Below are 14,894 nucleotides of genomic sequence, written 5' to 3'. Positions count from 1 at the left end.
ATTGTTCTTAACTTCATTCCAATACCGTACTCAAATAAACCTTCATTCATGTTAAAAACGAACAAGGTTACAAAGGAATGAAAATATCCAATTGATTGGATTAGTTAAGAACGACACCTAACATACAACATACTCCCTTATTAGAAAATATTGATTCTTTTAAAGAATACAATAACTAGAAACAAATGTCAAAATGAATCTTTGCTTTCATTTACTATCTTTAATATATGCAAAAACGTCAAAAATGTTTAACAATTTTGGTCTTTATTTGACTATTTCTTTGCTTGTTTAATACGTAATATTAGAGTAAGTCAAATTAATTAGAACAGGTGGGAGATATGACTACGGATCAAACCGAGAATCTGCTTATCAATGAATTAATAGAACTTTTACATTCTGCCGGAAGAATGATTGAAATAAAAAAAGGATCTTTTCTATTTCAAGAAGGTCAGCATGCATCTGAAATGTTTCTTATCCTTTCCGGACGAATCCAAATTTCAAAAATGAATGCCGAGGGTCAAGAACTTTATTTACGTTTATGTTCTGAGCATGACATTGTTGGAGAGTTAACCCTCTTTACCCAAGATCCACGGTATATTTTCAATGCCAGAGTCATGGAAGATGGTCATGTGGCGGGTATTCAATTAGATTGCCTCGAAAAAGCATTATTTCAAAACAGTAATCTAGGCTATGAGTTTATTAAGTGGATGAATGATCATATTAGAAGGACAATGACTAAATTCAGAGATTTAGTGCTCTATGGAAAAAAAGGTGCTCTCTATTCTACATTAATTCGACTGTCAAACAGCTATGGTTTGAAGAAAGAGGATGGAATACACCTAACCGTACCAATCACGACTCAGGACTTAGCTCATTTCTGCGGAACTGCTAGGGAAATCATCAGCCGAATGCTAGGCGATTTGAAAAAGAAGAAGATTATTACGATAGACCATAAAAAAATCATCATTCATAATCTCGATTATCTTAAGCATGAAAATGATTGTGAAAACTGCCCTGTTTCCCATTGTACGATTGACTAATAAGTTCCTCGTCACCATAAAGCTATTTTGTTCACGAAATATCCACATCTTTTTTCAAAAAACTTCTTTATCTTAGTAGATAGGAGGGAGAAACATGAAAAAAATCTATCTAATATGCAGTTTAGCAGTGTTCCTATTGATTACGGCTGGAATTTCTTTTTTTCTCATTCGAGATGCAAGCGCGAAAGTACCAGCTAATATCACTTTAATCGACCAAAATGGAAAACAACTCAATTTTGGAGAAGATAAAAAACTAAAGCTTGTGGAGTTCATTTATACAAATTGTCCAGATATTTGCCCTACCACTACGCAAAAGATGGTGCAATTAAAGAGTGATTTAGAAAAAAATAAGGTCTTCGGTAAAGATATTCAGTTTGTGACGATTACCATTGACCCTTACCGAGACACACCTGAAGTGTTACAAAAATATATGAACGCTTTCGAAATTACTAATTCTGATAATTGGATTTTCCTAACGGGTGATCAAGAAAATATCAAAGCCGATCAAAAAAAGATTAGGGAAGTTGCAGAATCACTTCAATTCCAATATAAAGACCCTAGCAATGGTCAATTTGTCCATACATCCTTTACCTATTTAATTGATAAAAACAATAAATTTATTTCTAAGTTCCCAATGGGAGAAGAGTTTGATAAGCAGGAAGTCTATGAAGAGATTATGGATGAAATTGAATAAGAGAAGATAAAAAAAGCGGTTAGTCCTTGGGATTAATCGCTTTTTAATACCTATTTAATTCACGGAAGAAGGATACTTTTTTATTTGCTGTAGAGATAATAGGTAATTGGACTTTGGTTTTGTTAAACTTGCTTTTATTCCGGCCTGTTTTAACTTATTTACAAGTTCAGTAAGCTGCTTTTTCGACATACTTCTCACCTACTTCATTCCTTCAATACTTCTTTAAACCAATTCTACAACAAAAATATGAATAAAGTGTGAAAACTAGGAAAAAAAATTAGAAAAATTTTCTGCAATATCTTTTATTTTTTACTATTAATTACTCTCATTCAACAAAGAATTCGCTCTTCACCCATTTTAATGGTATAATTAGTAGATATTTTGCTGTTGGAGGATATTATAAATGATAACTGTAAGTAACGTAAGTTTAAGATATGGTGATCGAAAGTTATTCGAAGATGTAAACATTAAATTTACTCCTGGAAATTGCTATGGTCTAATTGGTGCCAATGGCGCTGGAAAATCTACATTTTTAAAAATACTTTCTGGAGAAATTGAATCTCAAACCGGAACAGTTCAACTCGGTCCAAATGAACGGATGGCGGTATTAAAACAGAACCACTTTGAATACGAAGAACAAGAAGTTTTAAAGACTGTTATTATGGGTCATGCAAGACTTTATCAAGTCATGCAAGAAAAAGATGCCATTTACATGAAGGAAAACTTTACGGATGAAGATGGTATGAAAGCTGCTGAGCTTGAAGGTGAGTTTGCTGAATTAAATGGATGGGAAGCAGAGCCCGAAGCAGCGATTCTTTTAAAAGGACTAGGAATCGGTGAAGATTTACATTATAAAAAAATGGCAGAATTAACCGGTTCAGAAAAGGTTAAAGTACTTCTTGCACAAGCTCTTTTTGGCAGACCTGACGTATTACTATTGGATGAGCCGACGAACCATTTAGATATTAAGGCCATTCAATGGCTAGAAGAGTTCTTAATCAACTTTGAAAATACAGTCATTGTTGTATCCCATGACCGTCACTTCTTAAATAAAGTTTGTACTCATATTGCCGATTTAGACTTTGGTAAAATTCAAATTTATGTAGGTAACTATGATTTCTGGTATGAATCTAGTCAATTGGCTACAAGACTCACTTCTGATGCAAACAAAAAGAAGGAAGAGAAAATTAAAGAGCTACAGGCTTTTATTGCTCGATTTAGTGCGAATGCTTCTAAGTCAAAGCAGGCTACTTCTCGGAAGAAGTTATTAGATAAAATCACACTAGACGACATTCGACCATCCTCCCGCCGTTATCCTTTCGTAGGGTTCTCACCTGAACGAGAAATTGGTAATGATTTATTAATGGTCGAAGGGTTAACAAAAACAATTGACGGCGTAAAAGTCCTTAATAACGTAAGCTTCTTTATGAACAAAGGTGATAAAATTGCTCTTGTTGGACCAAATGAAGTTGCGAAAACAACTCTATTTAAAATACTAATGGGTGAAATGGAAGCTGACAGCGGAACCTTCAAATGGGGTATTACCACTTCACAGGCCTATTTCCCTAAGGATAACTCCGAGTATTTTGAAAACAGCGACTTAAATCTAGTTGACTGGCTTCGCCAGTTCTCACCTAAAGATGAAAGTGAAAGCTTTTTACGCGGATTTTTAGGAAGAATGCTGTTTTCTGGTGAAGAAGTCCTTAAAAAAGCAAGCGTCCTTTCTGGAGGAGAAAAAGTACGTTGTATGCTTTCTAAAATGATGTTAAATGGAGCGAACGTTTTACTTCTTGATGAACCAACAAACCATCTTGACTTGGAATCCATTACAGCATTAAATAATGGTTTAATAAACTTTAAAGGGTCTCTTATCTTTTCCTCACATGACCACCAGTTTATCCAAACCATCGCTAACCGGGTATTCGAATTAACTCCAAATGGATTAGTTGATAAGCAAATGACGTACGATGAATATCTTGAAAATAGTGAAATTCAAAAACAAGTGGCAGAAATGTACAATAAGTAAAAATTAAGGCGGACACAACTTGTGCCCGCTTTTTTCTTTATTAATCCCTCTTCTGTTTTCTGCGCGAGGATGAAGCTTCCCTTGCTCCTGTTTCTGTTGTGGTTGTTCCTTGGCCTTCAACTTGTGGTGACGCTAAGCCAATGGTGGATGGATCCTTTTTACGCTTTCCCATGATTACACCTCCTTTTTTAGTTTCTGAAGAATATCGTGACTTATACAGAATAATTCAATGGAACTTTGGCATGATAATCTTGTAAGGAGGTGTTTTGTATGGCAAGAATTGGAGTAGAAGAATCCCTAACAGCTGTTCTAGAAGCATTAAGGGAAAAAGGACATGATGTAGTTCAACTAAGACAAGAATCAGATGCACAAAATTGCGATTGCTGTGTTGTGACTGGTTTAGATTCAAATGTTATGGGAATGCAGGATACCTTTACAAAAGGTTCGGTTATTGAAGCTAATGGGATGAGTGCGGAAGAAGTGTGCCAGCAGGTAGAAAGCAGACTTCAATAAGTTCCAACAACATAGGACAATGATGGTTATACTTAAAACTGCCGCCCAGGCAGTTTTTTCTTATTCCATACTTTCAGGAAAAATAATCATTCGTTATAATATAGAAGTAACTTTGATAGATTTTGAAAGGAAGTATTGAATGAAGAACCCTATTCTTGTTGGTATGGCTATTTTTCTGTTCATTGCCCTATCGGCATGTTCTCCAAAAGAATCCCGACAAACGGAAACAGTAGAATTAACCATTTCTGCTGCGGCAAGCCTTAATGAGGTACTAATTGAAATAAAAAAGAATTTTGAGAACGAAAATCCTCAGATAAAACTCTTATATAATATCGGTGGTTCTGGTGCATTAAAACAACAGATACTCCAGGGAGCACCCGTTGATCTTTTCCTCTCCGCTGCAAATGACCCCTTTCTTGAATTAATTCAAGAAGATTTAATTGATAAATCAACTCAGGTGGATTTATTAGGGAATGAACTCGTTTTGGTGACCAACAAAGAAAAGCCTGCGAACATAAACGGATTTACTGATTTAAAGCTTAACCAAATCAATAAAATTGCTATTGGCATACCACAATCTGTTCCAGCCGGGAAATACGCAAAACAAACACTTGAAAATCTAGGACTTTGGGAAACGCTCCAACCAATCGTTATTCAAACCAAGGATGTTCGTCAAGCCCTAACATATGTGGAAACTGGAAATGTGGACGCAGGTATTGTTTATATGACAGACGTCTATATATCTGATAAAGTAAAAGTCGTGGCAACTGCAGATAAACAAATGCATGAACCTATTATTTACCCTGCAGGGATAATAAAATCGTCAGCTAATAAAAAAGAGGCTGAAGTATTTCTTTCTTACTTACAAGGGAAAACAGCTAAAAGCATTTTTGAAAAATATGGATTTTTTGTATTGGATTGATGATGATGTTTACTAATAATTTTTGGGACCCCCTTAGATTCTCTCTTGAAGTAGCCACGATATCGGTCATTGTTGTAAGTTTTTTTGGTATCCTTTTTGCAAGACTATTATATAACAAGAAATTTAAAGGAAAGATTCTGCTAGAAACTTTCCTTATGCTCCCTATCGTTCTGCCTCCTACTGTAATAGGTTTTTTATTGATTTACTTTTTTGGAAGGAATAGCCCTATTGGGGCATTTATCGAGGATCTTTTTCAACAGTCCATCATGTTTACTCCTTGGGCAGCCATTATCGCCTCGACCACCGTTGCTTTTCCACTTATGTACCAAGCAGTAAAACTAGGCTTTCAATCCATCGATAAAGATATTGAAGATGCGGCCGGTGTCGATGGTGGAAGCAGAATGAAGGTATTTTTATTCGTTTCCCTGCCACTGACACTTCCCTCGGTTATCTCCGGCATGATTATGAGCTTTGCCCGGGCACTTGGTGAATTCGGGGCAACATTAATGTTCGCTGGAAATATCCCAGGAAAAACACAAACAGCACCAACAGCAATATATGTTGCAATGGAATCTGGTAACATGAGTTTAGCTTGGTCATTCGTTCTATCAATGGTATTGATTTCTATCCTTATGTTATTCATTGCGGCTATCGTACAAAAAAAGCCATGAAGAGGTGTTCTCTTCATGGCTTTTTACGCGCTTATTGTTTTTTCACTAATCTTTTTCTAACTCCAATAAGTAGTCCTGCAAGTCCTAATACAATAATTCCATAAATAGCATTAAAACTGCTCTGTTCACTAGATAACAGTTTTTCATCTTTAACTTTTATCGGCTTTGGTTCCTTTACTTCAAGTTGTATCGATTGTGACACTTGACCGTTGTTTACAATTTGAAGCATGCCTTGGTCTGTAATGCTTTCTTTAGACCCATTAACGTGCACCGTAATGACAATATCATTTTTAGCATAATATTCTTTTTTATGAATAGTAAATCGCTCATTTTGTTTTATTGTACGGTGTGTAAAATTAGAAAAACCATATTCAATCAGCTTATTGGTGTCCCTATATGAAGCCTTGCTGCTATCAGCTTTTAGCACAATCGCAGTCAGCTTTATATTTTCATTCTCTGCTGTTGTTGCCAATGTATGCTTTGATTCATCCACATAGCCAGTTTTTCCGCCCGTAATACCCTCTGCAGGAATTTCACCTTTTAAAAGGCGGTGATGAGTGAGCAGTGTCGTTTTCCACGATTCACCACTCCATCCTAGCTCTTTTGTTCCAAAGATCTCTGAAAAAATGGGATTCTTTTTTGCATAATTCGTTATTAAGGCTAAATCTAATGCGGTTGTATAATGATCTTCATTATATAATCCATTGGGATTGGAAAAATGAGTATCACTCACACCAATCTTCTCCGTTAAATACTTATTAATATTATCAGCAAACTGTTCAACCGAACCATCTAAATGTTCAGCAATGGCTACGGCAGCGTCATTCCCTGAGTTAATGAGCATTCCTTGAATCAGCTTTTTTAAAGGTACTCTTTCCCCTTCAACTAAATATACTCTAGTTCCTTCTTCCTTTACGGCTCTTGCACCTACTGTGACAACATCATCAAGATTTCCATTTTCGATTGCATAAATAGCTGTAGCAATTTTTGTCAAACTAGCAGGGTATAATCTTTCTTTACTATTTTTACTATATAATAACGCACCTGTTTCTGAATCTACTAATACGGCAGCTTCACTTTTTATCTCTAAAGACTGTTTTTCTTCCGCGTAAACATTACCTTGATTTGATAAAATAAATGTCAAGACAATAAATAAAGAAACTAATTTTGACAATTTCCAACATCCTTACTTTTTCTGTTATCATCTGATTTTATCAAAATATTTTAGGTTGTAAATATTATTAAAAGAACTGTTATTCAACCGACAAGTGTTTGGTGTTATAATGAAATAATTTTAATATAATTGAATACAAAGATAATTACAATTTCTATATTATGTGTACGAGCTTATAGAAAAAATTTTAAAAAAGAGACAAGTTTCCCTCCCTTCTCTGCATACACTTGAAATAGGACAAATTATAGGGGGGTTAATAATGAAATTTTTAGTATTAAAGAAAGATACACTAGTTTTCATATTAGTAACTGCTTTCCTGCTTGTAACCATTTCTGCATGGTTTTTGTTAAAAGCAGGAGATACGACTGTTTTTAATCAAACTGCTACTGATAAGAATAGAGAAATTCATATGGTCACAGTTGAATATAACAGTAAAACAAAAGAAGGTAAGGAAATTGAAGTATACCGTTGGGATCCAGGTACTATACATCTAGACGCAGGGGAAAAAGTAAACTTATACATTAGCGGGGTTAACGGTGAAGAGCATCCGTTTTATATTGAAGGTACAAAAATTAAAGGCACCGTAAAAAAAGGGGAAGAAACACACGTACCCCTTCAAATTGACAAAGAAGGTACTTATCGTTTGATTTGTGAAATTCATGGGGATAGAGAGCATAATGGTCCGATGATTGCGGATATTATCGTCGATTAAAGCAGGAGATTATTCTCCTGTTTTTTTCATTTTAAATCGATATCTGTTTCATAGGTTTCCACTATGAACATGTTGATATCATTGGATTTTTCTTATATAACAGATTAAACAGATTACGAATTAATTATAGTACAGATTTTCCCACTATTAGAATTCGTTCATAAAAAGTTCAAAAACAACTACTAAAAACCTATTAAAAACGAGACTTCACAATATGTTAACAATATACGTGATTTCACTCACAAAAAATCTGTTACACTCAAGTTAAGAAATAACAGCAACACTGTTATATTAAATCTCATACAAATTTACGAGGTGAAAATAATCATGGAACAATGGAAAGGTTTTACAAAAGGTACTTGGACAAAAGAAGTTAACGTACGTGATTTCATACTAAAAAACTATAATCAATACGAAGGTAACGACAGCTTCCTTGCAGGTGCAACTGACGCAACAAACAGGCTTTGGGAACAAGTAATGGAACTAACTAAACAGGAACGTGAAAAAGGCGGAGTCTTAGACATGGATACTGAAACAGTATCTACGATCACATCTCACACTCCTGGTTACCTTAATGAAGAACTTGAAAAAGTGGTTGGAGTTCAAACTGACAAGCCGTTTAATCGTTCTATGCAGCCTTTCGGTGGAATTCGGATGGCAAAAGCTGCTTTAGAATCATATGGTTACGAATTAAATACTGATATTGAAAGATTCTTTACAGAGTTCCGTAAGACTCACAACCAAGGTGTTTTCGATGCTTATACAGATGAAATGATGCTGGCACGTAAAGCAGCGATCATCACTGGACTTCCTGATGCTTACGGCCGCGGCCGAATTATCGGTGACTATCGCCGTGTTGCATTATATGGTGTGGATTTCTTAATCAAAGAAAAACAAAAAGATCAAAAAAATACTAGCAAAGTAATGACAGAAGACAATATGCGTCTTCGTGAAGAAATTGCTGAGCAAATTCGTGCATTGAAAGAATTAAAAGAAATGGCCAGCAGCCACGGCTTTGATATTTCACAGCCAGCAACAACTGCTGCTGAAGCATTCCAATGGTTATACTTTGGTTACCTAGCAGCCATCAAAGAGCAAAATGGTGCTGCAATGAGTCTTGGTCGCGTATCTACTTTCTTAGATATTTATGTAGAAAGAGATCTAGAAAATGGAACTTTAACTGAAGTGGAAGCACAAGAATTAGTCGACCACTTTGTTATGAAGCTTCGTTTAGTAAAATTTGCTCGTACACCTGATTATAATGACTTATTCTCTGGTGACCCTACTTGGGTAACAGAATCTATTGGTGGTATGGCTCAAGATGGCCGTTCACTTGTTACAAAGAACTCATTCCGTTTCCTACACACTTTAGATAACTTAGGTCCAGCTCCGGAACCAAACCTAACCGTGTTATGGTCACCACAGCTGCCTGAAAACTTTAAAAAATATTGTGCAAAAGTATCCATTAAGACCAGCTCTATTCAATACGAAAATGACGATATTATGCGTCCAGAGTATGGTGATGATTATGGAATTGCTTGTTGTGTATCCGCTATGGAAATTGGTAAACAAATGCAATTCTTCGGCGCTCGTGCAAACCTAGCAAAAGCTCTTCTCTACTCTATTAACGGTGGTGTAGATGAGAAATTAAAAATTCAAGTTGGCCCGCAATACCAGCCAATCACTTCTGATGTGTTAAATTACGATGAAGTAATGCAAAAGTTTGATCAAATGATGGAATGGCTTGCAGGATTGTATATTAACACCTTGAATGTAATTCACTATATGCATGATAAGTATAGCTATGAAAGAATTGAAATGGCATTACATGACTCTCAAATCTTACGTACAATGGCCACAGGTATAGCAGGATTGAGCGTAGTTGCTGACTCTTTAAGTGCTATTAAATATGGTGAAGTAAGAGTAATTCGTGATGAAAACGGCCTTGCTGTTGATTTTGAAACAAGCGGAGAATACCCTAAATACGGGAATAACGATGACCGTGTTGACAGCATAGCGGTTGAAATCGTTGAAACATTTATGAAAAAGTTACGTAAGCACCAAACTTACCGTAACTCCGTTCATACCATGTCTATCTTGACGATTACATCAAATGTCGTTTATGGTAAAAAGACTGGTAATACACCTGATGGCCGTCGTACTGGGGAACCTTTTGCACCAGGTGCAAACCCAATGCATGGCCGTGATACGAAAGGTACACTAGCTTCCCTTTCTTCCGTTGCGAAACTTCCATATAGTTCTGCAATGGACGGAATCTCTAATACTTTCTCCATTGTTCCTAAAGCATTAGGGAAAGAAGAAGATAGCCAAGTACGTAACCTAGTATCAATCCTTGACGGATATGCAATTAAATCTGGTCACCATCTGAATGTTAACGTATTTAATAAAGAAACATTATTGGATGCAATGGAACATCCAGAATTATATCCACAATTAACTATTCGTGTTTCTGGATATGCGGTTAACTTCATCAAATTAACAAAAGAACAGCAGCTAGACGTTATTAACCGTACTTTCCACGAATCACTGTAAAATATACTGTGGAGCTCCTTGTTAAGGGGCTCCTGCTTTAAAAATAAAGGGGGATCATCAACATGAACGGAAATATTCATTCTATTGAAACATTAGGAACAGTCGACGGACCAGGCATACGCTATGTCGTATTTACACAAGGCTGCCTATTACGCTGCCAGTTTTGCCATAACGCTGATACGTGGGAAATCGGCAGCGGCAAACAGATGACCGTTTCCGAAATCATGGATGATCTCATGTCCTACCTTCCCTTCATCCAATCATCAGGTGGAGGAATTACGGTTAGCGGCGGGGAACCACTGCTCCAAGTACCATTCCTTACTGAGTTGTTTAAGGAATGTAAAAAGAAAGGGATTCATACGACCATAGATTCTTCTGGTGGCTGTTTCTCACACTCTAAATTATTTATTGAACAGCTTGAAGAGTTATTACAGTATACCGACTTGATTTTGCTCGATTTAAAACATAAAAACCGTAAAAAGCATATTCAATTAACCGGTATGGCAAATGATCATATTCTTGAATTCGCAAAATTTTTATCTGATCGTAAAGTTCCAATATGGGTCCGCCATGTTCTCGTTCCCACCGTTTCTGATCATCCTGAGGATCTTCAAAAGCTTGGAGAATTTATTGGAACACTAGAAAATGTGCAAAAGGTTGAAATTCTCCCATATCATAAGCTCGGTGTATATAAATGGGAAGCACTAGGACTCGAATATCCATTGAATCATGTAGAACCACCTTCAGAAGAGAACGTGGAATTTGCTTATAAAATGATTACTGCCCACTGGAATAAACCTTCTATAGTGAAATAAACAGAATGCTGTCTGTATGGGCAGCATTCTTTCATGTTTGAGTGAATATTCCTACTATGCCTTTTCCAGAAGGATTCAATTGATTCTTTGGTCTTTCTCCATTATACTCATATCCATAATAACAAAAGTGAGGTGATTATTTTTGTACCAATTGCTCATTGATTTTACAGATGCAAATGCTTTAGAAACACTTTATTTAAGCCTATATTTCGGAGTCATCATTAAATTACTTTGGGCAATGAATGTAGAATATTCGTTTATGGGAACCATAAGTGAGCCTACACATACAAAAATAAATCACCCATTGTTTAACTATAAGAAGAAATCTTCTCTACACAGGAACATCATTTTAATTCGAATATTTAAATATATTCGTAGAAAAAAGAGTTCGCAGGGCGATACAGAAGAACCTATTTCCTCCTACCTATTTAAACTAAAAACAATTTAAGCAATCCTAGGAGGAAATATGAAAATCAAACGTTCTTTACCAATATTACTACTATTAGCATTTACTACTATGCTTCTATCAGCCTGTTCTGGAGCAAATGGAAAGAGTGATGGGTTTTTCAATACTTATTTTGTTGAACCATTTGCTGTTTCTATTCATTTTTTAGCTGAGTTTTTCAATGGAAGCTATGGTTTATCGATTATCCTCATTACCCTTATCATTAGACTTATATTAATGCCGTTTATGCTAAAGCAATATAGAAATCAAATGAACATGAAAGAAAAAATGGATGTTATGAAGCCAGAAATGGAAGCTATCCAAAAGAAAATGAAAGAAGAAAAGGATCCAAAAAAGAAGCAAGAAATGCAGCAGGAATTAATGGGGCTTTATCAGAAGCATGGTGTAAATCCACTAAATATGGGATGTTTGCCACTTCTGATTCAAATGCCGATTTTAACGGGCTTTTATTATGCAATTCGCGGCTCAGAAGAGATTGCTAGCCACCGTTTTCTATGGTTTAGTCTTGGAGACCCTGATATCATCATTACCCTCATTGCGGGTGTGATTTATTATTTCCAATTTAAAGTTTCACAGTCTAGTATGCCATCTGCTCAGCAACAGCAAATGAAATTTATGGGACTGTTGTCTCCACTCATGATTGTTATGTTTTCTTTTAGTTCACCTGCAGCACTGCCGCTATATTGGGCAGTAGGCGGTACATTTTTAATTCTACAAACATGGCTAAGCAGAAAGTTATATAAAAAGGTAAAACAGACAGAAATAAATGCAAGCACAAATTAATAAGGGTAAAAAAGCATTGGAGCCCCAATGCTTTTTTATTGTACACCAAGTTTCCTTGCTAATTCCTTCTTTACTGTTCCCCACTCCTCCAGGAGAATACTATAGAAGACAGTATCACGAACATATCCACCCGATATTTTTCGGTCCTTCCTTAGCGTTCCTTCCTTTACAGCTCCAATTCGCTCTATTGCTTGTTGTGATCGGAAGTTTCGAGAATCTGTTTTAAGTTGAACGCGCCTTAACTGCCAACATTCAAAAGCATGACTTAGAAGCAGGTACTTACATTCAGTGTTTACTCTTGTTCTCCAAAAATCTGGATGATACCATGTAGAGCCAATTTCTAAACTCTTATGTTCTGGTAAAATATCGAGGAATCTAGTGCTTCCAATAATACGGTCATCCTGATTTACAACCGTAAACGTGTATTCATTTCCTTTATCTCTTTTATTAATGGCCGAAACAATCATCTGCTCCATCTCTTCTTTACTCCTAACTACAGTAGCCATAAACGTCCATATCTCGTCAGGTTGGGCTGCTTCCCACAATCCATCTAAATGATCATAGCTGATTGGAAGTAATCTGACCATTTCCCCTTTTAATTCAAACTGCTCATCCCATAACTTCATACTAGTCCCCCTCATTCAAAAAAAGAGACTGCAGGCAAAAGCCCATCAGTCTACATTTTGGAAATATTCTTTGTAAAATCCGCCCACTTTTCCGGTATTATCAATAATATAATAAAACTCTTCCGTTTCATTTTTAACATCATAGATTTTTCCGGCAGTTAATGCGTTATTCACAATATATTTTTTAGCATCCGTATGAACACATTTTACTCTTTTTAAGGTTTCACGCTCGCGCCATGTTAAATGAATCATCCTTGCACCTTTCCTTTCCAAATATAACTATTCCTTAGTATAATCAAAGCTCATACAGTAGTGCAACTAAATTATCCATTCAAGTTCCCTTTGTGTTTTTTATTACAAATTTGTGAAAAAGGTTCTCAAACGGCAAGAAAACGATTACAATTGTAAAAACTGAATATTCAATCCATTATTCCGAGGAGGCTTGCAAAGTTGAAGATAATGAGTAACGAGCTGTTAGTGGTGACGTATCGGGATGCTTTAAAATCCGGAAAGGAAAAAGAGTGGATACAGATTTTAAGAGATGAAATAAAACGTCGTGGATTGAGGCCATTCAAGAAACAATAACTTTTATATACTTAAAAACCGCCGATATTTGTACGGCGGTTTTTTCATCCCTAAAGGGCCTTTATCTGCCCTTCAAATACCTCATTCTTTTTTACCATAAGTTTATCTATTTCTTCCATCACTTTGATAGCCGCAACGTCCGAATCATCCGCATAAATATCAATGAATTTACCATCGTATTCAAGCGTTGCATGATCGTAGCGTGGGTCATAATAATGTTCGAGTAAAATGCCGATCATTTGTTGATAATCCTTATTCTCCAAAGATTTGACTAACATTTTTTTCATTTCATTATCTTTTATTCTTCTTACAATCTTTTCAATTCCAAGCGCAATTTGACCGTGATACCATGGCTCATTTTGATAAGGAATCACGTACTCATTTATCAGATGCTTAACCCGTTGCTCTAAAGGAGTGTGAATATAGAAATTGATTCCCCGCATTTTTTTATCCATTAGCTCTTCGGGCTGGACAGCTTTCCCAATCCGTTTACTTTCTGCTTCCATCACAAAATGAGTGGAACCTTGTACCTCCTGAAGTCCTTTGTATAAAAGAGAATCGAACGTTTTTTGATTATTGCCCTCTCCCAGTCCAATCGTTCCAAAAATGGATCCCCGATGAGCTGCCATTCCCTCAAGATCAAGTGTTGGGTATCCAGCTGCTTTTAATTTCTTCAAAACTTCCGTCTTTCCAACGCCCGTTAGACCATGCAATACAATTGCTGTTTCAGGAAACATTGTTGGGATTTGCTGAAGAATGTATTGTCGATATGCTTTATAACCACCTGTTAGACGCATCACATAAATGCCGGCAAATTCTAAAAAGGTTACAACAGCTTTACTGCGCATCCCCCCACGCCAGCAATAGACGATTAACTCTTCCCCATTTACCATTGCTGCTTTAATTTGCTGAAGCAGACTAGGAATTTTGGGCGACACAATCTCCATGGCTCTCCATTTTGCCTTGGCTTGTCCTTCATGTTTATAGATGGTTCCAATTTCCTCTCGCTCTTTATCTGTAAATAAAGGAATGTTGATTGCTTCCGGAATAGCACCATCCTTAAATTCAATAGGCGCGCGGATATCAATAATAACCGGATTCTTTATCGTTGTTAATTCCTCAACTGTGATTTCCTTCATTTATTAACACCTCTTTTTATCTATCTCAATAACAAACAAAACTTCCAAGAATGGAAGTTTATAATCAAGAAAAGGGATATCCCTAGAATATGATTTAAAATGCTGAGAAGTTCAGTAAAAGTATAGACTAATTATATAGGAGATATACGAGGGTATCAAGCAGACATTCCTGCCA

At 36.1% G+C, this 14,894-nt stretch carries 17 protein-coding genes; 12 read left to right on the top strand and 5 right to left on the bottom strand.

Annotation, left to right across the window (positions count from 1 at the left end):
* Positions 1 to 338 precede the first annotated feature (338 nt).
* The 3 genes from BANA01_RS10395 to BANA01_RS10385 all read left to right on the top strand — a co-directional run bounded on the left by BANA01_RS10395 (position 339) and on the right by BANA01_RS10385 (position 3,760).
* Positions 339 to 1,040: a Crp/Fnr family transcriptional regulator gene (locus BANA01_RS10395; RefSeq protein WP_063253068.1), complete on the top strand. Its 702-nt coding sequence runs from the start codon at positions 339 to 341 to the stop codon at positions 1,038 to 1,040.
* Positions 1,041 to 1,134: 94 nt separating this feature from the next.
* Entirely contained in the window at positions 1,135 to 1,734 is a 600-nt protein-coding gene (locus tag BANA01_RS10390) for an SCO family protein (RefSeq protein ID WP_063253067.1), read from the top strand.
* A gap of 403 nt (positions 1,735 to 2,137) precedes the next feature.
* Positions 2,138 to 3,760, top strand: a complete 1,623-nt coding sequence (locus BANA01_RS10385; RefSeq protein ID WP_063253066.1) for an ABC-F family ATP-binding cassette domain-containing protein — start codon at positions 2,138 to 2,140, stop codon at positions 3,758 to 3,760.
* A 40-nt stretch (positions 3,761 to 3,800) separates the two neighbouring features.
* On the opposite strand, the gene BANA01_RS29070 is transcribed toward BANA01_RS10385, so the two are convergent.
* Positions 3,801 to 3,932 (bottom strand): YuzL family protein, encoded by a 132-nt coding sequence (locus BANA01_RS29070; RefSeq protein ID WP_082799469.1) that lies wholly within the window; start codon positions 3,930 to 3,932, stop codon positions 3,801 to 3,803.
* 98 nt (positions 3,933 to 4,030) lie between these two features.
* Here BANA01_RS29070 and BANA01_RS10380 point away from each other — a divergent pair, with 98 nt between their 5' ends.
* From BANA01_RS10380 to modB, 3 genes are all read left to right on the top strand, one after another.
* Positions 4,031 to 4,273, top strand: coding sequence for a YkuS family protein (locus BANA01_RS10380; RefSeq protein WP_063253065.1), 243 nt, complete (start codon positions 4,031 to 4,033; stop codon positions 4,271 to 4,273).
* 139 nt (positions 4,274 to 4,412) lie between these two features.
* Complete coding sequence (modA, locus tag BANA01_RS10375) at positions 4,413 to 5,195, top strand: molybdate ABC transporter substrate-binding protein (protein WP_063253064.1); 783 nt, start codon at positions 4,413 to 4,415, stop codon at positions 5,193 to 5,195.
* 2 nt (positions 5,196 to 5,197) lie between these two features.
* A complete protein-coding gene (gene modB, locus BANA01_RS10370) occupies positions 5,198 to 5,866 on the top strand; it encodes a molybdate ABC transporter permease subunit (protein ID WP_063253063.1) in 669 nt (222 codons plus the stop codon).
* Between the two features lie 31 nt (positions 5,867 to 5,897).
* On the opposite strand, the gene BANA01_RS10365 is transcribed toward modB, so the two are convergent.
* The gene (locus BANA01_RS10365; RefSeq protein ID WP_063253062.1) at positions 5,898 to 7,040 is read right to left on the bottom strand and encodes a D-alanyl-D-alanine carboxypeptidase family protein; all 1,143 of its coding nucleotides are present in this window, start codon (positions 7,038 to 7,040) and stop codon (positions 5,898 to 5,900) included.
* A 259-nt stretch (positions 7,041 to 7,299) separates the two neighbouring features.
* Between BANA01_RS10365 and BANA01_RS10360 the strand changes: the two genes are divergently transcribed.
* From BANA01_RS10360 to yidC, 5 genes are all read left to right on the top strand, one after another.
* The gene (locus BANA01_RS10360) at positions 7,300 to 7,752 is read left to right on the top strand and encodes a cupredoxin domain-containing protein (RefSeq protein WP_063253061.1); all 453 of its coding nucleotides are present in this window, start codon (positions 7,300 to 7,302) and stop codon (positions 7,750 to 7,752) included.
* Positions 7,753 to 8,079: 327 nt separating this feature from the next.
* Positions 8,080 to 10,305: a formate C-acetyltransferase gene (gene pflB, locus BANA01_RS10355; protein WP_063253060.1), complete on the top strand. Its 2,226-nt coding sequence runs from the start codon at positions 8,080 to 8,082 to the stop codon at positions 10,303 to 10,305.
* A 62-nt stretch (positions 10,306 to 10,367) separates the two neighbouring features.
* Complete coding sequence (gene pflA / locus BANA01_RS10350) at positions 10,368 to 11,120, top strand: pyruvate formate-lyase-activating protein (protein WP_063253059.1); 753 nt, start codon at positions 10,368 to 10,370, stop codon at positions 11,118 to 11,120.
* 142 nt (positions 11,121 to 11,262) lie between these two features.
* A complete protein-coding gene (locus tag BANA01_RS10345) occupies positions 11,263 to 11,568 on the top strand; it encodes a hypothetical protein (protein WP_063253058.1) in 306 nt (101 codons plus the stop codon).
* 18 nt (positions 11,569 to 11,586) lie between these two features.
* Entirely contained in the window at positions 11,587 to 12,369 is a 783-nt protein-coding gene (yidC, locus tag BANA01_RS10340; protein ID WP_063253057.1) for a membrane protein insertase YidC, read from the top strand.
* Between the two features lie 35 nt (positions 12,370 to 12,404).
* On the opposite strand, the gene BANA01_RS10335 is transcribed toward yidC, so the two are convergent.
* On the bottom strand, positions 12,405 to 12,995 hold the full coding sequence (locus tag BANA01_RS10335; RefSeq protein WP_063253056.1) for a GNAT family N-acetyltransferase: 591 nt from the start codon (positions 12,993 to 12,995) through the stop codon (positions 12,405 to 12,407).
* Positions 12,996 to 13,040: 45 nt separating this feature from the next.
* Positions 13,041 to 13,247: a DUF6501 family protein gene (locus BANA01_RS10330; RefSeq protein ID WP_063253098.1), complete on the bottom strand. Its 207-nt coding sequence runs from the start codon at positions 13,245 to 13,247 to the stop codon at positions 13,041 to 13,043.
* Between the two features lie 207 nt (positions 13,248 to 13,454).
* Here BANA01_RS10330 and sda point away from each other — a divergent pair, with 207 nt between their 5' ends.
* A complete protein-coding gene (gene sda / locus BANA01_RS10325) occupies positions 13,455 to 13,580 on the top strand; it encodes a sporulation histidine kinase inhibitor Sda (RefSeq protein WP_411833677.1) in 126 nt (41 codons plus the stop codon).
* A 50-nt stretch (positions 13,581 to 13,630) separates the two neighbouring features.
* Here sda and mnmH read toward each other — a convergent pair whose 3' ends face one another.
* Entirely contained in the window at positions 13,631 to 14,719 is a 1,089-nt protein-coding gene (mnmH, locus tag BANA01_RS10320) for a tRNA 2-selenouridine(34) synthase MnmH (RefSeq protein ID WP_063253054.1), read from the bottom strand.
* Between the last annotated feature and the right edge of the window lie 175 nt (positions 14,720 to 14,894).

It is taken from the genome of Neobacillus niacini NBRC 15566 (assembly GCF_001591505.1).
Taxonomy (GTDB): domain Bacteria; phylum Bacillota; class Bacilli; order Bacillales; family Cytobacillaceae; genus Neobacillus; species Neobacillus niacini.
Note: the sequence above shows the minus strand (reverse complement) of the source record. Positions and strands in the feature narration are given on the sequence as shown.